The sequence below is a fragment of the Vibrio sp. SS-MA-C1-2 genome (assembly GCF_021513135.1).
In the GTDB taxonomy this organism is placed as follows: domain Bacteria; phylum Pseudomonadota; class Gammaproteobacteria; order Enterobacterales; family Vibrionaceae.
Genome location: NZ_CP090980.1, coordinates 454,104 through 474,013, shown reverse-complemented (window position 1 = coordinate 474,013; position 19,910 = coordinate 454,104). Strand labels below are relative to the sequence as shown.

General features: G+C 39.1%; 16 protein-coding genes and 1 pseudogene. 11 read left to right on the top strand and 6 right to left on the bottom strand.

All coding sequences use genetic code 11. The features are described 5' to 3' along the window. Positions 1–9: 9 nt before the first annotated feature. The 4 genes from L0B53_RS02125 to L0B53_RS02110 all read left to right on the top strand — a co-directional run bounded on the left by L0B53_RS02125 (position 10) and on the right by L0B53_RS02110 (position 6,965). Positions 10–1,521 (top strand): fumarate hydratase, encoded by a 1,512-nt coding sequence (locus L0B53_RS02125; protein ID WP_235059659.1) that lies wholly within the window; start codon positions 10–12, stop codon positions 1,519–1,521. A gap of 268 nt (positions 1,522–1,789) precedes the next feature. After that, complete coding sequence (locus tag L0B53_RS02120) at positions 1,790–2,830, top strand: efflux RND transporter periplasmic adaptor subunit (protein WP_235059658.1); 1,041 nt, start codon at positions 1,790–1,792, stop codon at positions 2,828–2,830. Further along, on the top strand, positions 2,827–3,894 hold the full coding sequence (locus tag L0B53_RS02115) for an efflux RND transporter periplasmic adaptor subunit (RefSeq protein WP_235059657.1): 1,068 nt from the start codon (positions 2,827–2,829) through the stop codon (positions 3,892–3,894). Before L0B53_RS02120 ends, L0B53_RS02115 begins: the two co-directional genes overlap by 4 nt. Further along, positions 3,894–6,965 (top strand): efflux RND transporter permease subunit, encoded by a 3,072-nt coding sequence (locus L0B53_RS02110; RefSeq protein WP_235059656.1) that lies wholly within the window; start codon positions 3,894–3,896, stop codon positions 6,963–6,965. Before L0B53_RS02115 ends, L0B53_RS02110 begins: the two co-directional genes overlap by 1 nt. Positions 6,966–7,117: 152 nt before the next feature. On the opposite strand, the pseudogene L0B53_RS02105 reads toward L0B53_RS02110, so the two are convergent. Next, a pseudogene (locus L0B53_RS02105) lies at positions 7,118–7,300 on the bottom strand (DUF2986 domain-containing protein); the annotation flags it as partial. Positions 7,301–7,785: 485 nt separating this feature from the next. On the opposite strand from L0B53_RS02105, the gene L0B53_RS02100 reads away from it, so the two are divergent. Further along, entirely contained in the window at positions 7,786–8,742 is a 957-nt protein-coding gene (locus tag L0B53_RS02100; protein ID WP_235059655.1) for a DHH family phosphoesterase, read from the top strand. Between the two features lie 380 nt (positions 8,743–9,122). After that, positions 9,123–10,439, top strand: a complete 1,317-nt coding sequence (locus L0B53_RS02095) for a YfcC family protein (protein WP_235059654.1) — start codon at positions 9,123–9,125, stop codon at positions 10,437–10,439. 153 nt (positions 10,440–10,592) lie between these two features. Here L0B53_RS02095 and L0B53_RS02090 read toward each other — a convergent pair whose 3' ends face one another. Further along, positions 10,593–10,868 carry a hypothetical protein gene (locus L0B53_RS02090; RefSeq protein WP_235059653.1) on the bottom strand — a complete coding sequence of 92 codons (276 nt, stop codon included), beginning with the start codon at positions 10,866–10,868 and terminating at the stop codon, positions 10,593–10,595. Positions 10,869–11,355: 487 nt separating this feature from the next. On the opposite strand from L0B53_RS02090, the gene L0B53_RS02085 reads away from it, so the two are divergent. The 3 genes from L0B53_RS02085 (at position 11,356) to L0B53_RS02075 (ending at position 13,796) form a co-directional block, all read left to right on the top strand. Then, positions 11,356–12,372 carry an OmpP1/FadL family transporter gene (locus L0B53_RS02085; protein WP_235059652.1) on the top strand — a complete coding sequence of 339 codons (1,017 nt, stop codon included), beginning with the start codon at positions 11,356–11,358 and terminating at the stop codon, positions 12,370–12,372. Next, positions 12,369–12,596: a hypothetical protein gene (locus tag L0B53_RS02080; RefSeq protein WP_409202789.1), complete on the top strand. Its 228-nt coding sequence runs from the start codon at positions 12,369–12,371 to the stop codon at positions 12,594–12,596. Before L0B53_RS02085 ends, L0B53_RS02080 begins: the two co-directional genes overlap by 4 nt. A gap of 93 nt (positions 12,597–12,689) precedes the next feature. After that, positions 12,690–13,796, top strand: coding sequence for a BamA/TamA family outer membrane protein (locus tag L0B53_RS02075; RefSeq protein ID WP_235059651.1), 1,107 nt, complete (start codon positions 12,690–12,692; stop codon positions 13,794–13,796). Positions 13,797–13,890: 94 nt separating this feature from the next. Here L0B53_RS02075 and L0B53_RS02070 read toward each other — a convergent pair whose 3' ends face one another. From L0B53_RS02070 to L0B53_RS02055, 4 genes are all read right to left on the bottom strand, one after another. Further along, positions 13,891–14,781, bottom strand: a complete 891-nt coding sequence (locus tag L0B53_RS02070; RefSeq protein WP_235059650.1) for an amino acid ABC transporter permease — start codon at positions 14,779–14,781, stop codon at positions 13,891–13,893. Between the two features lie 3 nt (positions 14,782–14,784). After that, complete coding sequence (locus L0B53_RS02065) at positions 14,785–15,585, bottom strand: transporter substrate-binding domain-containing protein (RefSeq protein ID WP_235059649.1); 801 nt, start codon at positions 15,583–15,585, stop codon at positions 14,785–14,787. A gap of 61 nt (positions 15,586–15,646) precedes the next feature. After that, the gene (locus L0B53_RS02060) at positions 15,647–16,453 is read right to left on the bottom strand and encodes an amino acid ABC transporter permease (protein ID WP_235059648.1); all 807 of its coding nucleotides are present in this window, start codon (positions 16,451–16,453) and stop codon (positions 15,647–15,649) included. 9 nt (positions 16,454–16,462) lie between these two features. After that, a complete protein-coding gene (locus L0B53_RS02055) occupies positions 16,463–17,218 on the bottom strand; it encodes an amino acid ABC transporter ATP-binding protein (protein ID WP_311197287.1) in 756 nt (251 codons plus the stop codon). A gap of 469 nt (positions 17,219–17,687) precedes the next feature. Here L0B53_RS02055 and aroG point away from each other — a divergent pair, with 469 nt between their 5' ends. Continuing rightward, positions 17,688–18,749 carry a 3-deoxy-7-phosphoheptulonate synthase AroG gene (gene aroG / locus L0B53_RS02050; protein ID WP_311197286.1) on the top strand — a complete coding sequence of 354 codons (1,062 nt, stop codon included), beginning with the start codon at positions 17,688–17,690 and terminating at the stop codon, positions 18,747–18,749. Between the two features lie 198 nt (positions 18,750–18,947). Then, positions 18,948–19,721 (top strand): DUF2884 family protein, encoded by a 774-nt coding sequence (locus L0B53_RS02045; protein ID WP_235059647.1) that lies wholly within the window; start codon positions 18,948–18,950, stop codon positions 19,719–19,721. The last annotated feature ends 189 nt before the right edge of the window (positions 19,722–19,910 follow it).

The window sequence follows — 19,910 nt, the reverse complement described above, 5'->3', positions numbered from 1 at the left end:
AGGATTATCATGACGGTTATTCGTAAAGAAGATGTGATCAGTAGTGTTGCTGATGGATTACAATATATCTCTTATTATCACCCTCTCGATTTTGTTCAAGCCTTAGAAAAAGCCTATAACAAAGAGCAAAATAAAGCGGCAAAAGATGCCATGGCGCAAATTCTTATCAACTCCCGTATGTCAGCGGAAGGACGTCGACCTATCTGTCAAGATACCGGTATTGTGACCTGTTTTGCCAAAGTTGGTATGGATGTTAAGTGGGATAGTGATTTAACGCTGCAAGAAATGATCGATGAAGGTGTTCGTCAAGCGTATACGTTTGAAGGGAATCCATTGCGTGCTTCTGTTGTTGCTGATCCGGCAGGTAAACGTATTAATACTCGCGATAATGCCCCTGCGGTTGTCCATACTGAGCTTGTTGCTGGCGATAAGTTAGAATTGATGTTAGCAGCAAAGGGCGGTGGTTCAGAAAATAAAACCAAAATGGTGATGTTAAACCCTTCCGATGATGTCGCTGAATGGGTAGAAAAGACCATTCCTTTATTAGGTGCAGGTTGGTGTCCACCAGGTATGTTGGGTATAGGTATTGGTGGTACGGCAGAAAAAGCCGCAGTACTAGCGAAAGAGTCACTGATGGAGTCGATAGATATCCATGAACTACAGAGTCGTGGTGCTCAAAACTCTGAAGAAGAGATGCGTTTAGATATCTATGATCGCGTTAACAAATTAGGCATTGGTGCACAAGGTTTAGGCGGTGTTACAACCGTATTGGATGTTAAAATCAAAACTGCTCCGACGCATGCCGCATCAAAGCCTGTTTGCCTGATACCAAATTGTGCAGCAACTCGTCATATTCACTTTACGCTTGATGGTTCTGGTGCGGCAGATCTTCAGCCGCCAAAGTTAGAAGACTGGCCAGAAGTAACATGGGAAGTGGGTGATGATGTACGTCGTGTTAATTTAGATACTGTCACCAAAGAAGATGTGCAAGATTGGAAGATGGGAGAGACTGTTCTGCTTTCAGGTAAAATCTTAACTGGCCGTGATGCCGCTCATAAACGGATTAGTGAAATGTTAGCCAATGGTGAAGGGCTTCCTGAGGGCGTTGATTTTAATAACCGTTTTATCTATTACGTTGGCCCTGTTGATGCAGTCGGTGATGAAGCTGTGGGGCCTGCGGGTCCAACAACGTCGACTCGTATGGATAAATTTACCGATATGATGTTAGGTGAAATGGGCTTAACAGGAATGATTGGTAAAGCAGAACGTGGTGCGGAAACTATCGAATCAATTAAAGATCACCGCGCTGTTTATTTGATGGCGGTCGGTGGTGCAGCATACTTAGTGGCGAAAGCGATTAAGAAAGCACGTGTTGTGGCATTTGAAGATCTAGGTATGGAAGCTATCTATGAATTTGACGTAGAAGATATGCCAGTGACTGTTGCAGTTGATTCTTTAGGTAATAATGCGCACCAAAAAGGGCCAGATACTTGGAAAGTGAAGATTGCTGAAATGGAGTAACATTCACTTCAAGGCATCATGTAGTTGATGAATTGTTGCTAACAAATTGATAATTAGCAACTTCAATGACTTTAAGTATAAATATATTTTTAAATAAACCCACGATTCGCTAGCGTCTTTCTAGTTAAAATCGTGGGTTTTTTGTTTTTTGTTTTTCTTCGATTTTGAATATATGCAGATTGTTTTAAATATCATTTTTTGACCTAGACTGAAAATGACCAATTGTATTGAAAATAAAGAATAAAAATATTTATATGGAGATTCAACAATGATGACTTTACGGCGTATTACCGTAGCGATGTCGTTTTTAGCCCTTGTCGGCTGTAATGACCCAGAACCCCAAATAGGACAAAAGGAGATTGTTCGTCCTGCTAAATTAATGATGATTCAACTTGGCGACCAAACCTTATCAAGAACATTTCCAGGCGTTGTTGAATCAGATAATCAAGCATTGTTAGCATTTCGAGTGCCAGGACAACTTTTTAAATTTAATGTTAAATCGGGACAGCCGGTTACAAAGGGAGAGGTATTAGCAGAACTTAATCAAGATGAGTACAGTCTGGAATATGATTATCGAAAAGCAGAATATGATCTGAAAAATGTGCAATTTTTACGGACAGAGAAACTTCGTAAAACTCGGGTAGTGTCGGAGCAAGACTATGATGATGCGTTAGCTCAACTAAAAACTGCTAAGGCAAATTTAGATCAAGCAAAAGCCAACCTACAGTACACACAACTTATCGCTCCTTATGATGGGGTCATTTCCTTAGTGACAACTGAAAATTATCAATATGTTCCAGCAAAAGAGTCGGTACTTCATATTCAATCGAATGAACTGTTAAATATCATTTTTCAATTACCAGAGCAACTTATCAGTCAATTTAACCGCGAGCGTCAAGTTGAGTTCAACGTTAAGTTTGATACTTATCCGGATTACTCCTTTCCTGCGACTTTAAAGGAAGTTGATACTGATTCTAATGATAAAACATCCAGTTATTCCGTCACTTTAATTATGCCAAACCCTGACAATATCAATGTTCAGCCCGGTATGTCTTCAAAAGTTACCATCAGTACTTCTCAGAGTGGGAATACTCAAATTCCGACTGAAGCCATTTTGATAGAGGATGGTACCAGTTATGTTTGGCGAGTTTCAGAGAGTGGGAAAGTCGAGAAGGTGAAAATAGAAGTAGATGATAGGGGTTATCTTTTGTCGGGCTTAAAGAGTCGCGATCAAATTGTTGCTCTCGGTGCCAAATCGATTACACCAGAGATGAAAGTGAAAGCTTGGGTTAAGGAGGGGGGATTATGATCCGTCAATGTTTACTTATATCAGTAATATTTATTATAGGTTGTAATACTGAAGAAGTTCAACAGCCGAAACAACCCACCTTAGTCGATACATTTACCATTACGTCAGTGGAGCATAGTGAGAATGAAATTGAATTCCCAGCTGTGATTTCAGCCGCAGATAGAACCGATCTCTCATTTAGAAAAGCGGGAGAGGTGAGCGTGATTAATGTGAAGCCGGGAGATATCGTAAAAAAAGGGGATCTCCTCGCACAATTGGAGCCGACAGACTTTAATTTAGCCGTCCAACAAGCTCAAGCGAAATTTAATGTTGCTGACAGCCAGTTTAGGCGATCTGCGCCTTTAGTCAAAAAAGGCTTATTGGCCCAATCGCAATTTGATGAGTTATCTGCCCAGCGAGAGATGGCTAAAGTGATATTAGAAAACGCTAAGTTACAGTTAAGTTTTACTCAACTTAAAGCGCCTTTTGATGGCATGATTTCACGAGTGCCTGTTGAGCAATTTGAGAGTATTCAAGTCGGTCAAGAAATTTTAGATATGCATCGTATCGATCGGGTTGAGATTGATATACAACTTTCTGATTTGGTTTTTGCTCGGAACCGAATCGAAAATCGTCCTGACAATTTCAAAATTGGCCTAAGAACCGCAGCAGGAAGACAGTATCAAGCTACCTATTTAGAACATACAACAGAGCCAGATCCTGATTCAGGCGCCTATGTGTTGTCTTTTTCTATGCCAATGCCAACCCCTCCTTTATTAGATGGCATGGCCGTCGATCTGTTAGTTAACGGAGAGATGATCAAGGTGTTTCAATCTCAAGGTGTCAATATTCCAATTGAAGCTGTATTCAATTTAGATGGTGACTCAAGTGATGCTGCTCAGAAGTACGTTTGGTTATTAAAAGAGAGTCACGTTTATAAACAGCGGGTGAGTATCGGCAAGGTCACGCCTAGTGGTGTACGTATTCTAACAGGACTTGCCGTGGGCGATACTATCGTAACAACAGGGGTTAATCGTCTTGATGACCAAATGGAAGTGAAAATTAAACAAGAGGCGAGCCAATAATGAAGCAGACAATAGCCGGCTATTTTATAAAAAATCGAGTGATTAGCTGGATGATCTCTCTGATTTTTCTTATTGGCGGCACGATGGCATTTTTAGGTTTAGGCCGACTTGAAGATCCTGCCTTTACGATTAAAGATGCGATGGTGGTGACCCAATACCCGGGTGCGACACCGATTCAAGTTGAAGAAGAGGTGACTTATCCATTAGAGAAAGCGATCCAACAACTGCCTTACGTGGATGAGGTTAATTCATTGTCGAGTCGTGGGTTATCGCAAATTACCGTGACGATGAAAAACCAATATGGCCCTGATGATTTACCTCAAATTTGGGATGAGATGCGTCGAAAGGTGAATGATCTGCAAGGGACGTTTTCTCCGGGAGTCAAAGCCCCTCAAGTCATTGATGATTTTGGGGATGTGTACGGGATGTTACTTTCTGTTACTGGTGATGGTTACAGTTACCAAGAGCTAAAAGACTATGTTGACTTTTTACGCCGAGATCTCGAATTGGTTGATGGTGTCGGTAAAGTGAATGTCTCTGGTATTCAACAAGAGCAAGTCTTTATTGAGATATCAATGAAGCGTTTAGTGAGCTTAGGTATTGCTCCGACGACGATCTACAATTTACTTTCGACTCAAAATACCGTTACAAGCGCAGGTGCGGTACGAATTGGTGATGAGTATATTCGTATTCACCCTACTGGTGAGTTTAAAGATGTCTCTGAGTTGGGTGATTTAATTATTACCGATAGCGCTGCTCAAGGTTTGATCTATCTCCGCGATGTTGCCGAGGTTAAGCGTGGTTACCAAGAAGTCCCATCGAATATTTTAACCTTTAATGGTCAGCAAGCACTTAATTTAGGTATCTCTTTTGCTGCTGGCGTTAATGTGGTTGAGATTGGTAAAAGTGTTGAACAACGCCTAGCGGAATTGAAAAGAGAGCAACCGATCGGAATTGATATTGCTGCAATCTATAATCAGCCTGCAGAAGTCGATTCATCAGTACAAGGCTTTGTCGTCAGTCTTGCCCAAGCAGTGGCGATTGTTATCGTGGTACTGCTGTTCTTTATGGGGCTGCGATCAGGGCTATTAATTGGCTTAATTCTGCTATTAACGGTACTTGGAACCTTTGTATTCATGAAATGGCTCCAGATTGACTTGCAACGGATCTCACTGGGTGCGCTTGTGATAGCGCTCGGGATGTTGGTGGATAATGCGATTGTCGTGGTAGAAGGGATATTAATTGGTATGCAAAAAGGACGAACGCGTCTGCAAGCGGCCAATGATATAGTCACCCAAACTAAATGGCCGCTATTGGGAGCGACGGTGATCGCTGTTACCGCATTTGCGCCTATTGGACTTTCAGCCGATGCAACCGGAGAGTATTGTCGAACCCTGTTTACCGTGCTATTAATTTCATTAATGTTGAGTTGGTTTACTGCGATTTCCCTTACGCCATTTTTCGCTAATTTATTCTTCGCTAATGTAAAACAGAACCCTGATGATGAAGGGAAAGACCCCTATAATGGGATGTTTTTTGTCATTTATAAAAAATCGCTTCAGTTCTGCATGAAACATGCATGGGGTTCTGTGATGGTGATGGTGTTGGCTTTCGCTATCAGTTTGTATGGCTTTACTTTCTTAAAGCAGTCGTTCTTTCCATCATCGACCACACCACTTTACATGGTTGATGTTTGGATGCCTGAAGGGACGGATATTCGTGCAACCAATAGCAAATTGCAAGATCTTGAGTCGTGGTTAAGTCAACGTGATGAAATCGATCACATCACGACCTCTGCGGGGACAGGTTTACAACGCTATACCTTGACTTACAGTCCAGAAAAGAATCACTCTTCTTATGGTGAAGTGACCGTTCGTGTAAAAGATAATGATCGTGTCACTGAGTCGATGAAGGCGTTTAGAGACTATCTAAATATGACCCAGCCAGAGCTTGAATACAAGTTTAAGCGTATTGAGCTAGGGCCGGGAGGTGGTGCAAAAATTGAGGCTCGAATTATTGGCTCTGATCCCACCACGTTACGTGCAATTAGTCAGCAAGTCGTCTCAGTTCTAGAGGCCGATCCCGGTGCAACCAATATTCGTCATGATTGGCGTGAAAGAACCAAGGTATTAGAACCGAACTTTAACGAAAGTCAGGCGCGTCGCTACGGTATCACCAAAGAAGATGTTGATTCACTATTACAGATGGCGTTTTCTGGCATGAATGTGGGGCTTTATCGTGATGGTACAAACTTAATGCCGATTGTTGCGCGGTTACCAGAAAAAGAACGCGTTAATATCACAACGATTGAGAACATGAAGATCTGGAGCCCTGTGGTGGATAAATATATTCCACTGCAACAGATTGTTCAGGATTATCAAGTGCGTTGGGAAGAGCCATTAGTCGTAAGAAAAGATCGTAAACGTATGCTGACGGTTTTTGCTGATAACGACTTATTAAGTGAAGAGACGGCGGCAACCATTCAGAAGCGAGTTCAATCTAAAATCGAAGCCATTAAACTACCTCAAGGATACAGCTTAGAGTGGGGTGGCGAGTATGAGAGCTCTGGTGATGCACAAAAATCACTGTTTAGCTCTATGCCAATGGGCTATCTGTTTATGTTTATTATTACGGTGTTCTTATTTAATACCGTGAAAGAGTCATTGATTGTCTGGTTAACAGTTCCGATGGCGGTAGTGGGGGTGACATTTGGGTTACTGGTGTTTAATACCCCATTTGGTTTTATGGCGTTACTTGGTTTCTTAAGTCTATCGGGGATGTTATTGAAAAATGGCATTGTGTTGATTGATCAAATAGAACTGGAATTAAAAGAGGGCAAAGAGCCATACACTGCGGTGGTGGATGCTGCGGTGAGTCGTGTTCGTCCTGTTTGTATGGCGGCGATTACAACGGTATTAGGCATGCTACCACTGTTACCTGATATCTTCTTTAAACCGATGGCCGTGACGGTGATGTTTGGTTTAAGTTTTGCGACAGTATTAACGTTAATTGCGGTACCTGTTTTCTACCGACTGTTCCATAAAGTTGCGTTACCCGAAGTGAAATCGTAGGGGAGAAACGGCAAAGTAGAAACGGGTATCATTAAGTAAAACGTAAACGCCCCATTTAGATGTTTATCTAAATGGGGCGTTTTTTATAAACTGAGACTGCTTTGAGAATTGAAGCTTAAGCACAGAGTTGTGACGTGCTTTTCAAATCGCGATTACTTCTCTTCAGTTTGCTCTTCTATGGACTCTTTAATTGGTTGAACTTGTTCAGCTTTTTGAGCTTCTTCTAGCTCTAGCTTTGCTCTATCAGCTTTTGATATATATTTGGGCTTATTGCTTTTATGTAAGCGAGAATTTTGCTTCTTTAAGCGTTTTTTTAATGTCTCGTTGACCTTTTTTTACGGTTCATTGCGATTCCATTATAGGTAGCTTAATCGAGACCAATATTTATTTGAGTCAAGAATAAGTGATTAAATTGAGATTGATCACAGTATAATCAAATATTATCGGAATGACATTAAATGATTATGATTAAGCAACCGCTTTAATTAAACTCAAATTTATACCTAAAGCCAATATCACCAAAGGTATCGTCATCTGAATCAATTCCAAACAATGTCCCTGACTGTTGTTTTGTCACTCGATAGCTTAAACCAGCACCAGACCAATAACCGTGATAATTATCTGATCCAAATGATCTATCATCAAAAGTAACGAGATAAATTTATGAGGTAAAAGAGAAGTTTATTTTTATTTGGTAACAAAAAATATAAATAAAATCGATAAACTGTTAACTAACCGACAGAAAGGGGTATAAATAAAGTAATATGATACCTAGCCTGATTATACCTATTACAAATAAAATGAGATGTAACTTAACTTTATGAATTATGATATTTTTAATGGAGACGCAGATGGTATTATTGCATTACTCCAGCTTAGACTTGCAAACCCTCTTGAATCAACATTAATCACCGGTGTAAAACGAGACATTGAATTAGTTAACCAGCATGAATTTGAAGCGGGTGATCAGTTAACTGTTTTAGATATCTCCTTTGCTAAAAATAGAGATGGGATTGAAAAAGCATTAAAGGCCGGCGCGTCTATTCATTATATTGATCATCATCGTAGTGGTGAATTGTTCAAACATAAACAGCTTAAAACAAACATTAATCAAGATATTAATACATGTACTTCATTGATTGTTGATAATCTTTTAAACCAAAAATTCCACTTATGGGCAATTACTGCGGCATTTAGTGATAATTTATCGGAGAAGGCAGCTATGTTAGCAAAGGAAGCTGGTCTAACTGAACAACAGACGGAACAACTTGCTGAATTAGGATTATTAATTAATTACAATAGTTATGGTTCTTCTCTTGATGATCTGAATATTCAACCAGAAATACTTTATAAAACCCTCCTTAAATACCCTTCTCCTTTTGATTTGTTGAATGATCCTGAGTCGCCTTACTTGCAGTTAAGAGATGCATACCAAGCAGATTTATTAAAGCTGGAAGAGGTTGAAGTTAAGCCTTATACCGAAACATTACAGGTCTACTTTTTACCGAATGAACGTTGGGCAAGACGAATCAGTGGGGTTTTCATTAATCAGAAAGCCAATGAAGAACCAAACAGTGCTCACGTTGTGTTAACTGAAAAGCAGGATTATACCTATTTAGTCTCTTTGCGTGCGCCTTTAAATAACAAACATAGCGCAGGAGAAATTTGTAGTCAGTTTCCAACAGGGGGAGGGCGCGGAGCTGCTGGCGGTATTAATCAATTACAACGTCAAGATCTCTCAGAACTTCTAAATGTTATTGCGTTTTACTACCACTAATTACTTCGCTTACATCAAGAGTGTGAGATGCAAGAGCCATCATTGTTTTCCTTTTTGGGTTAGATAATGATGGCTTTTTTATGATAACTCATTGGGGATATAAGCATCATTGAATGAAAAATGATCATATTTAAGGTGGTTTTAGCTTAAAACACCAATATGAAACGTGAATATTTCATGGTTATCAATTCTTTATCACCTGTTATTATCGCTTATAATAATTGGCTATTTATGCATTTATCTAGTTTAATTAATCAACAAGATAGTGATTTTTACTATATCTAACTATTAATTACTTGAATAATTATTAATTTTCATTTATTACTATACCCACAAACTTAGATTGTCATTTTGTTACTAATAATAAATAGAGAAGAAATATGAAACTTAAATTGCCTAACGCTTTGGGCACCATCACTATTTTGATGTTCATTGTTGCATTTGCGACCCATTTTATTTCCCCTGGTGCTTATGAAATGCAAACCGTGGAAGGGATAAGTAAACCTGTTGCAGTTGCGGGCACGTTCCATGCTGTGGAAGCGAATCCACAAGGCATTACCGATATTCCTCGCGCTTTAATTCAAGGTTTCAATGATGGTATTGATATCATCTTATATGTATTGATCGCGACAGGTTTGATTACGCTGGTCGAGCATACCGGTGCGATGAGTTCTGGTGTTTATGCGTTATCGAAGAAGATGCATGGCCGTGAAAAGCTAATTATTCCTATCCTAATGGCACTTTTTGCTATTGCGGGGACTTCTTTTGGCTTTGCCGAAGAGTTATTAGCCTTGATCGTCGTTATTGCCCCGATGCTAGCAATGTTAGGTTTTGACCGATTTACTCAAATTGCAACACCAGTTATTGGTGCAGGTCTAGGTGTACTAAGCTCAACAATTAACCCATTTTCGACGGTTATCGCCTCTGATACTTTAGGTATCAACCCAATGGAAGGATTGGCTTTCCGTCTGACATTATTAGTCTCTCTTTATATTGTTTCTGTTTGGTATATTTTACGTAATGCGAAAATGAGTGAGCCAACCATTGAGCATGATGGAGATAAGTTAAGTTTACGTCATTCATTGATCCTTTTAGTCTTTGCTGCAACGCTAGGTTACATGGGCTACGGTTTATCTGTATTAGGCTGGTGGACGGATGATATGATCACTCTGTTTTTAGCCAGTGCAACTGTTATCGCGATTATTGGCCGAGTGGGCTTTTCTAAAACGTTTGATGTCTTTACTGATGGGATGGGGACGGCGATTGGTGTCGCGATGGTTATTGCTCTTTGTCGTGGTTTAACCATTTTGATGAATGACGGTCAAATGACAGGCGCTATCTTAAACTCAGCAGAGCAAGCGTTGAATGGCGCCAGCAGCATCTTCTTTATTAATGGTGTGTTTTTTGTCGAGTCGTTGCTGGCTTTCTTAATTCCATCAACCAGTGGTTTAGCAGTATTAACGATGAGTATTTTAGGCCCATTGGCTGATTTTATTCATGTTGATCGCTCTGCGGTTGTGACGGCTTATCAGGCAGGTGTTGGTATTGTTAACCTTGTAACCCCAACATCAGCGGTTGTGATGGGCTGTTTAGCATTCTGTCACACTTCACTATCAGAGTGGATTAAGTACATCTGGCGTTTAATGGCTATCTACATTGTGATTATTTGTGCGGTACTGACTTACTCTGTTATGTAGTCTATCTCTGATTGTCATCCTAAGTTAATGAAAAAAATAGCGGGCTAACCTTTAACTAGAAATAGTTGAATCGTTAGCTCGCTATTTTTTTGAATCTTATTCTTTTATTTTAACTTTTTCTATCTGCACTTATTTTATTTGAATTTTTTATATTTAAACGCGATTATTACGAACTAACCCTCGATGAACATTTTTACATAATTTAGTAAATCGGTAAATATCATCAAAGTTTGGAATAACGCCGCGCTCTAAAGCTGACTCCCAATAACAAACCTCGGTATCAACTAACTCTAAAAGTTTTTTAGGACATCCAATGCAATTATTATCTGGTCCACAGACAAAAGTATCTTCTTCATAGAGGGGGAATGCTGCTTTAACTTGAATAATAATGTCTGCCATTGCAGTTTGTGTATCGGGTTTTAAGCTCATATTCGGAAAACCTAAAAGAAGAATTCTGTCACGTTATCATGATGACAATAATAAGTGTTATTTATAATTGCAATATAACATTCTATTTTTAAAGGGTTTAATGTTTTTTATCCTTATAGTTTAAATAAATTATAATTAGAGTTATTACTCTAATAACACAATTTAAAATAAATCGGAATGAAAAATAGGTCTGACCAGTAGAGGTCGTACCAGTTTGGTTTTATTTATTTTGTTGATAAAAATAACAAAATATAATATTAAAAACTATATATTCAACAATATGTGTAATTGAAGAATTACAGCAGGTTATATGAAAATAATTTATATTTGTTAATGTGATTTGTTTTTTATTTAAAATAACAGCAACAATTCCATATTAATGCCGACTAGTAAATTTGCTATGTATAAAATTTGATAATAGTTGGAATGTTATATATAAATCACACCTCTTAAAAAAACACAGATTTAAATTAAGGTTATTATTAACATGCCACGAACGAGAAATTATAAATATGCAGCATTTGCGGGACTTCTTTTATCTTCCCCTTCTTTCGCAAATGTTCTGTTAGTTAATGAATTAGGCATGTTGGGCACATCTACTGCTGGAGCTGGTATGGCAGCAACAGCAGATACGGCAGTGACGGCCTATTCAAATCCAGCCGGTATGGGGTATTTTAATAAAGCGGCAATCACGGGTAACTTAGGGTATTTAAACCTTAAGATTAAATATGATGATGATAATGATCCGGCAAATGATGTTTCAGATGCCGGTGAAAATATGCCTTACGGTTCTTTTTATTATACTCAACCCATTAATGACCGTTTTGTTTTTGGTGTTTCTCTCGCTTCTCAAGGTGGTAGTGCATTAGATTATGGTAACAATTGGGTTGGCTCTCGAATCGGAACGACTGTGGATTTAAAAACAGTCCAACTAAACCCTGCATTTAGTTATAAAATTAATGATCACTTGTTCTTTGGTGCTGGTTTCTCGATAGAGTATATGTCGGTAGAAGAGAAATTAGGGACACAAAGTAATGATAAAATGGCAAAACTGAGCGGTGATGATGTCGGCTATGGTGGTAATGTTGGCCTGCTGTATGTGATCAATGATAAAAACCGCATTGGTTTTACTTATCGTTCTAAAATAAAGCACAGTGTTGATTCTGACATTGATGTTGGTGATCAATCGCTTCCTGCGAATGTTGATCTAGATTTAGTCGACCAAGTGAAATTGTCTGGTGTGCATGGGTTAACTCATCGATTTGATCTACTATGGACAGTCGGTGTTGAATTTTGGAGTGGAGAACCCAACACCAATATTACCGTTGATGGTTTAGGTCAGCCTTATGAGATCAAGCGTGAATTAAATGATGTTTATCAGTTCTCTTTGGGTGGTCGTTATCAAATTACTGATAAATTACGTTTTGAAATGGGGGGCGCTATGAAACAAGCCCTCAAGACAGTGCAGAACATACTTATGCGGATATTCCTGTTTCAGATGTGACTGCGATTGGTACCGGTCTGAACTATCAATTTACCTCTCGTTTATCGATGAACTTCTCGTATGAGTTTGCTTATTATGGTAATCCAGATATGAAGCATGATGGTGTTAGTGTTGGCAACCCATTACACCCATTTCAAGATGATACACAAGTGACAAGTGATATTTCAGGCCAATACACCAACACTAACCAGTTCTTTGCTATCCAACTTAACTATGATCTTTAATTACAATCTTTAATCTTTGGTAAGTTGATAAAATTGTGACCTATAATCAATATTGATGAGTTGAGAATATTTAGATTATAGGTTGCAATGGATATGACAAACAACAGAGCAATAAAAATAGGCCGACAACTGGCTTGTTACTCCCTCAGTTTGACCTTTTATTTTTTCTCTTTCTCTTTCTCTTCATTAGCAAGCATTGATAAAAAGAATTATCTACTTGCTCCTCAATTGACCAATGGCCCTAAAATGGGCTTCTCTGGTGGTGCGGTCGCCGCCTATTTAAAAAAGTTTGATCCTGAATCGCCACCTTCAATGTTTGGTGTGACTGGGACTTACTCGAATACTGACTCTTATATGGGCGCGCTTTTTGCAAAAACCTATTGGGACAGTAATCGTCGATGGTTAACGGCTGCGTACCTTAATGCTGAAATCAAAAATGATTATAATAACTTTTCTTTTGATGGATCACCAAACACCAGTCTCTCTTCGACTCAAGATGTTCAAGTTGGCTTTCTTCGTTATCAGCAAGAATTTAAACGCTCGGGCTGGTATATGGGAGGACACATCATGTATGTCGAAAATTATCCGAGCTACATTGATATCCATGATATATCTAATAGTGACCAGTTATTGAGTCAATATGGTTTTACCGATAAACAGGATAATGTGGGTATTGGACTCGATTTGACTTATGACACTCGTGACAATATTTATGATCCTAAAAAAGGGTCATTTTTTAACTTTGTTTATACCCATTATGATGAGAACTTTGGTGGAGATTACACCTTTAACTCATATAAATTTAACTACACCAATATCCATTCATTTAATACTAATGCATTGATCGCAACCAATACCTCATGGCTCTATAATCCAGACTCTCCACCCACTTCTCAAGCAACACTTCAACGTTATCGTGGTTATACATCGGGTGAGGCGCGAGGGGAGTCAGCATGGATAGGCCAGACAGAGTTCCGTTATAAAGTGTGGCAAAAGATTAGCGTGGCGACGTTTGCTGGCTTAGCGACGGTGACAAATGAGTTTGATGATTTAGGCCACAGTGATAATTGGTATCCGATGGTAGGGGCAGGAATGCGTTATCTTATTAAACCAAAGCAGAAAATTGTATTACGCCTTGATTATGCTCAAGGAAAATCAGGGGATCATGGGCTTTACCTTAAAATTGGTCAGCCTTTTTAAAGGTTTACTTTTGACTTGAAGTTGTCACAGCATTTACTAAGACAGAGCTTCAAGTCATGCCCTTATTCTCAATCAGTAGAGAATAAGGGTTAATTTATCGCTCACTTTTATGGTTATATTTTTCTAAACCGCGAAATAGCATGGAAAGTGAAAAACAGAGTACAAAGTAAACCAATCCTACTAAAATCCAAGTCTCAAAAATTAAACCTGAAGAGTTAGCGATCTCCGATCCCACAAAGGTTAATTCTTGAATTGAGATTAAAGAGATAATCGAAGAGTCTTTCACTAATGAGATAAATTGACCAGCAAGCGGAGGTAATGTCGCTTTAAACGCTTGAGGCAGGATAATAAAACGCTGTTTATCAATTGTAGACAAGCCAAGAGAATCTGCCGCTTCCCATTGTCCTTTATCAATACTTTCTATTCCTGAGCGAATAATTTCAGCAATGTAAGCGGCGGAAATTAAGCCAACGCAAAGTACGCCAGAGATCAGATTCTCCCATAGTCGGCGTTCACCAAATAAAAACTGTTGAAGTCCATTAATGGATTGGTTATTACGCAATAGATCGCTTAAACCAATGGCAGGAATTAACTGACTGGAAATAAAAAAGTAAAAGATAAAAACAAAAACCAATGGTGGAATATTGCGTACCAACTGGATATAACATTGAGCAGGAAAAGTGAACAGTTGATTAGTAGAACGACGAGCTAACGCTAACAACAGACCTAATATCGCAGAGAAAATGATCCCCCATAAACTTAAACGTAAGGTCGCAATAACCCCTTGAATAAAATAGGGCGTTGCCCCTTCATGAGACGAATAAAAAAGGGTGTTAAACGCTTGCTCCCAGCGCCAGTTATAGGTCATACCATATTCGATACGACCATATAACCAGATCGATGCCGCAATCAACAGGCCAATTAAAATAAGATCAAGTTTATTCAAAGAGATCCTGAAGGATCTCTTTGTTGTCGGATTACTCATCGATTATTGTCCAGCTTGGATCTGATCCTGCCAGTCTAACGTTGTAAACCAGTAATCATGGCGTTCTTTTAACCAACCATCTTCTTCACGAAGTAAGATCCAGTTGTTGAAGTAGTTTAATAGATCGTGCTCACCTTGACGTACAGCAAAGGCTTCAGAACCACGGCTCAGACGTGTCGTTAACGGTAAGTAAAGCTTTTCTGGATACTCTAGCGCCATTTGCTCGGGTTTTGGTGACGTTGCTAATACGGCTTCAGCATTACCATTTAATACTTCTTGGAATGCTTGTGCATCATCATCAAATTGACGTAATTTCGCTTTAGGGAAGTATTTTTTCGCTGTTTGAACGGTCGTTGCTCCACGACGAACAACCAGAGTCACACTGCGTTTGTTATAATCGGCAATGGTGGCTTTATCCCCAGCAAGAGACTTATTTGCCGCCATTTGGACGCCTGAGTGTGAATATGGGTGGGTAAATAAAACGCTTAAGTTACGTTGAGGCGTAATAGACATACCACCAATAATCACATCAAACTTTCCAGCCAATAATGCTGGGATCATGCCATCCCAGGCCGTTGGAATAAACTCAACTTTTAAGCCACTATCTTCGGCTAATCGCTTTGCAACTTCGACTTCAAAGCCGATTAATTCCCCATGTTTATCGCGCATCGCCCAAGGAACAAAGGTGGAAAGTCCAACACGTAAGGTGCCGCGTTCTTTGATCTCATTGAGAGTATTGGCACTGGTGATCGGTGACAGCAAGAGTGTCATCAGCAGTGAAATGAGGGTGATGAGTTTTTTCATGAATCCTTTCTCCTAATTAATGTAATTCTGTATTGTGTTGGATTTAATCTTTATCCTCTATTTAACGTAGAGGACGATTTAATCGGTACTCTAAGTAAGCTGCTAATGCAGAGAGTAATAATGTGATGCAAAGGTAGATCCCTGCAACAGAAAACCAGACCTCAAAAGGCATCGCGGTATCTGCGACAATATTTTTTCCTTCTGTAGTTAAATCAAAAATCGCCATCACACTGACAATCGATGAGTTTTTAATTAATGACACCATCTCATTGGTGAGAGGTGGAATAATTCGACGTAATGCTTGCGGTAAAATAATAAAACGATAACTGTCGACTTTTGATAACCCTAAACTCTCACATGCTTCATGTTGTCCTTTGGGTACGCCCATTAAACCGGCTCGAAAAATTTCAGCGGTGTATGCGCCTTGAAAAAGGGCTAACGCTAGAATCGCGGTACTACTACGATCGAGCCCTAATACTGGCCCTAAGACAAAATAAAGCAGATAAATTTGTACTAATAATGGGGTGTTTCGCACTAATTCGACATAAATAAGCGCTAACGTTCTGCCAACAATCGAGTGAGAACGGGCGAGTAGGGCGGTAACTAAGGCGATAACGACAGTGAAAACCATTGCCCAAGCTGATACTTCAAGGGTGACGAGTAAACCTTGTAACAACTCCGCAAGGTACCATTCACCATCTTCTTTAAACCAAAGATATTGTGGAATACGATACCATTGCCATTGATAGTTCATTTGCTCTGCACCTTGGATTAAGACCCAGCTCAGTCCCAATCCAACGACCGTGATTTGTAGCAGTGCCATTAATACAGGTTTTACGATTCGATAACTGGTCGTTAGCCTACTCATGATTAACCCTTAGTAGCTCAAGATCTGTTGCAAAAACTTTTGGGTTCTTGCAGCTTTAGGGGAATCAAAAAGCTCGCTAGGAGGAGCAACTTCAACAATTTCACCTTGATCCATGAAAACGACACGATCAGCGATACGACGAGCAAACCCCATTTCATGGGTTACTATCACCATGGTCATGCCATCTTCTGCGAGTTCACAAATGACATCTAATACTTCACTGATCATTTCAGGATCTAAGGCAGATGTTGGTTCGTCAAACAGTAGAATATCAGGCTTCATACAAAGAGAACGAGCAATAGCAACACGCTGTTGTTGACCACCAGATAGTTGAGATGGATATTTATTGGCTTGCTGTGCAATATGAACTCGCTCTAAATAGTGCATTGCTAATTTTTCAGCATCATCTTTGGTTAATTTTAGTTTTCGTCGTGGCGCTAAGGTCAAATTTTCTAAAATGGTTAGATGAGGGAAAAGATTGAAATGTTGGAATACCATACCGACAGAGCCTCGGATAGTATTTAAATGTTGCTTTGTTAGCGGTTGGCCATTAACTCCAATCTCGCCATTGTTATATTTTTCTAAGCCATTAATGCAACGAATTAGGGTTGATTTCCCTGATCCTGATGGACCACATATTACTAACTTTTCTCCTTTATTTACGGAGAGGTCAATCTGTTTTAATGCTTGGTATTGCCCAAACCATTTATCAACAGACTGAAAATTGATCACAGGTTGGGAATGGCTTAATGATTCATCTAACAAACTACAATCCTTAAAGTTAGTGATGATATGAACAATAAACAATAACTCTGTTATTTAAATTTATTATCCAAAATATTATTATTCTTGTTGACTAACTGTTAACTACATTTCTTTTAATGTTAATGGTTAATTATTTAAATTACAAAGAAAATAGTGCTAACAGATTAAAATTCAAACGAAACATGAAGAAAGTGTAAAACTTCCCCTAAAATCATTGTTAATCATGAGACCAAATACTTATCGCTATGAAGTCTTATTCATTTGCCATCTATTAGCAATGCCAATTGTTTGAGGTATTAACGAGAAGTAAATCGAAAGGGAAAATTAGTTGATAATTTTCTTCTTGATATGTTGCACATGATTATAGGACAGGTTAAGTTAATAGTTAGGAAATGAATAAAGATGTTGAAATATTTTGTTGGTTCAGCAATTTATCGCAACGAGACATAATGGATATTAGGATTGTATAATGAGTGTGAATTACCAAACTGATGATGTAAGAATTGATGAAATAAAAGAACTGCTTCCTCCTGTTGCAATATTTGAGCGTTTTCCGACGACAGAGAAAGCCGCACAAACTGTATTTGATTCACGTAATGCAATTCACAATATTTTGCAGAATAAAGATGACCGCTTAGTTGTGGTTGTTGGACCTTGTTCAATTCATGATCCAGATGCCGCTATTGAATACTGTAAGCGTCTACTTCCTTTACGTGAAGCGTTAAAAGATAAGTTAGAGATTGTGATGCGTGTCTATTTTGAAAAACCGCGCACCACGGTTGGATGGAAAGGGTTAATTAATGACCCGTATATGGATGATAGCTTTAAATTAAACGATGGTTTACGTATTGCCCGTAAATTACTTTTAGATATTACCGATATGGGGATGCCAACTGCCGGCGAATTCCTAGATATGATTACTCCACAGTACACTGCGGATTTAATTAGCTGGGGAGCGATTGGTGCACGTACGACAGAATCTCAAGTTCATCGTGAGTTAGCGTCTGGTCTTTCTTGTCCTGTTGGGTTTAAAAATGGTACTGATGGTACGATTAAAGTTGCTATCGATGCGGTTGGTGCGGCGAATGCGCCTCATCATTTCCTTTCTGTGACCAAGTTTGGCCATTCTGCGATTGTTCGTACTGCGGGTAATGAAGATTGTCATGTCATCCTTCGTGGTGGGGCTAAACCAAACTATAGTGCTGAAGATGTAGCTGCGGTTACTGCTGAATTAGAGAAAGCAAAAGTGAATCAGAATATTATGATCGACTTTAGCCACGCGAACAGCAGTAAACAATTTAAACGTCAAATTGACGTGTGCGAAGATGTGGCTGGCCAAATCAGTGCTGGGAATAAAAATATCTCAGGCATTATGATTGAAAGTCATTTGGTTGAAGGCCGTCAAGATTTGGTCGATGGTAAAGCCCATGTTTTTGGCCAAAGTATTACTGATGCCTGTATAGGTTGGCAAGATACTGAGCTAGTATTAAATCAACTTGCTGATGCCGTTGAAGCGCGCCGTAAAGCATAATTTCGGCTATCTTGACTATCGTTTCGATTAAACGGTAGTCAGGAACTTGTTTAACATGACCGTCTTCAGTTATCGCAATTCAGAGATCTTGATCTGTCATAGATTTGAGACGGAAAAATAAAGATCACTTTTTCTATTAAGTTAGCATCCCGTTCCTCTTCTTCGCTTGTTACACTTACCCGTTTAAAAGGAAGCCCCATGTCAAAATCATTTTTCCCTCAATTTACGTCAAAGATAGCTATTTCCACTCTATTGATGGCCAGTTTTTCAACCAGTGCATCACTTCTCTGTCCTGTTGAATTAAAAAGTGATGTGGTGGTACAAGATCAGCAAGTTGAGATCCAGACGCCATCTCAACCAAAAGTATTAATGACCAGTGATAATAAGTTGTTTATTGGTGGCAAGGAGATTTCCCTCGATAATGCGCAACAACAGGCGTTAAAAAGTTACCGTGAAGGGGTGACGACTTATCTACCTCAAATTTCAGAATTGATACAAGAAGGACTCACTTATTTACGCCAGTTGCTTGGACAGATCGCTGAATCTATTGACTCTAAAGAGTTACAACAGAAATTTGATAAATTGGTCGATAACCTAGAAGCTAAGATCAATAAAGAGTACTACACGCCAGAAGGTTTTGCTTTTCAGCCTCAAGATATGAGTCAATTGATGTCGGACTGGAAAAAAGAGTTTGTTACTTTAAAAGATCAGGTCAGTAGTGATTCTGTTTCTGTGATGCTTGAACAGATGTCGACGGAAATGAGTGATGGCGGTGTTAATTTAACTGAATGGAAAGCGAAATTTGATGATGCCAAAGCGAAGTTAGAGACATCATTAAAAATTGAGACGAAAGAATTACAAGCAAAAGCGAATTCACTTTGTCAATCGATGACGGCGGTTGCTGAACAAGAAGATGAGTTAATAAAAACCATTCCTGATTTAAAGGATCACCAATTATTTGAAATTCAATAATTATTTCCTTCATACTTGGAGCTGCTAGGCGAGATGTATAACAGTAGCGGCTTCATTTATTTGTCCCAATCCTATAATATACCTTTATACCTTTATACCTTTATACCTTTATACCTTTATACCTTTATTACCTTTCTTACTTGAAGTCGCTAGGTGGTTGGTGGTGCTCGTCCGCCGACTGGCAATGCC

What these genes read in the sequence shown, in the direction of transcription:
- L0B53_RS02065 (WP_235059649.1), bottom strand. Translation starts at nt 15,585, where the DNA reads ATGAAAAAACTCATCACCCTCATTTCACTGCTGATGACACTCTTGCTG.
- aroG (WP_311197286.1), top strand. Translation starts at nt 17,688, where the DNA reads ATGAGTGTGAATTACCAAACTGATGATGTAAGAATTGATGAAATAAAA.
- L0B53_RS02075 (WP_235059651.1), top strand. Translation starts at nt 12,690, where the DNA reads ATGACAAACAACAGAGCAATAAAAATAGGCCGACAACTGGCTTGTTAC.
- L0B53_RS02090 (WP_235059653.1), bottom strand. Translation starts at nt 10,868, where the DNA reads ATGAGCTTAAAACCCGATACACAAACTGCAATGGCAGACATTATTATT.
- L0B53_RS02045 (WP_235059647.1), top strand. Translation starts at nt 18,948, where the DNA reads ATGTCAAAATCATTTTTCCCTCAATTTACGTCAAAGATAGCTATTTCC.
- L0B53_RS02060 (WP_235059648.1), bottom strand. Translation starts at nt 16,453, where the DNA reads ATGAGTAGGCTAACGACCAGTTATCGAATCGTAAAACCTGTATTAATG.
- L0B53_RS02120 (WP_235059658.1), top strand. Translation starts at nt 1,790, where the DNA reads ATGATGACTTTACGGCGTATTACCGTAGCGATGTCGTTTTTAGCCCTT.
- L0B53_RS02110 (WP_235059656.1), top strand. Translation starts at nt 3,894, where the DNA reads ATGAAGCAGACAATAGCCGGCTATTTTATAAAAAATCGAGTGATTAGC.
- L0B53_RS02100 (WP_235059655.1), top strand. Translation starts at nt 7,786, where the DNA reads ATGAATTATGATATTTTTAATGGAGACGCAGATGGTATTATTGCATTA.
- L0B53_RS02115 (WP_235059657.1), top strand. Translation starts at nt 2,827, where the DNA reads ATGATCCGTCAATGTTTACTTATATCAGTAATATTTATTATAGGTTGT.
- L0B53_RS02085 (WP_235059652.1), top strand. Translation starts at nt 11,356, where the DNA reads ATGCCACGAACGAGAAATTATAAATATGCAGCATTTGCGGGACTTCTT.
- L0B53_RS02070 (WP_235059650.1), bottom strand. Translation starts at nt 14,781, where the DNA reads ATGAGTAATCCGACAACAAAGAGATCCTTCAGGATCTCTTTGAATAAA.
- L0B53_RS02095 (WP_235059654.1), top strand. Translation starts at nt 9,123, where the DNA reads ATGAAACTTAAATTGCCTAACGCTTTGGGCACCATCACTATTTTGATG.
- L0B53_RS02125 (WP_235059659.1), top strand. Translation starts at nt 10, where the DNA reads ATGACGGTTATTCGTAAAGAAGATGTGATCAGTAGTGTTGCTGATGGA.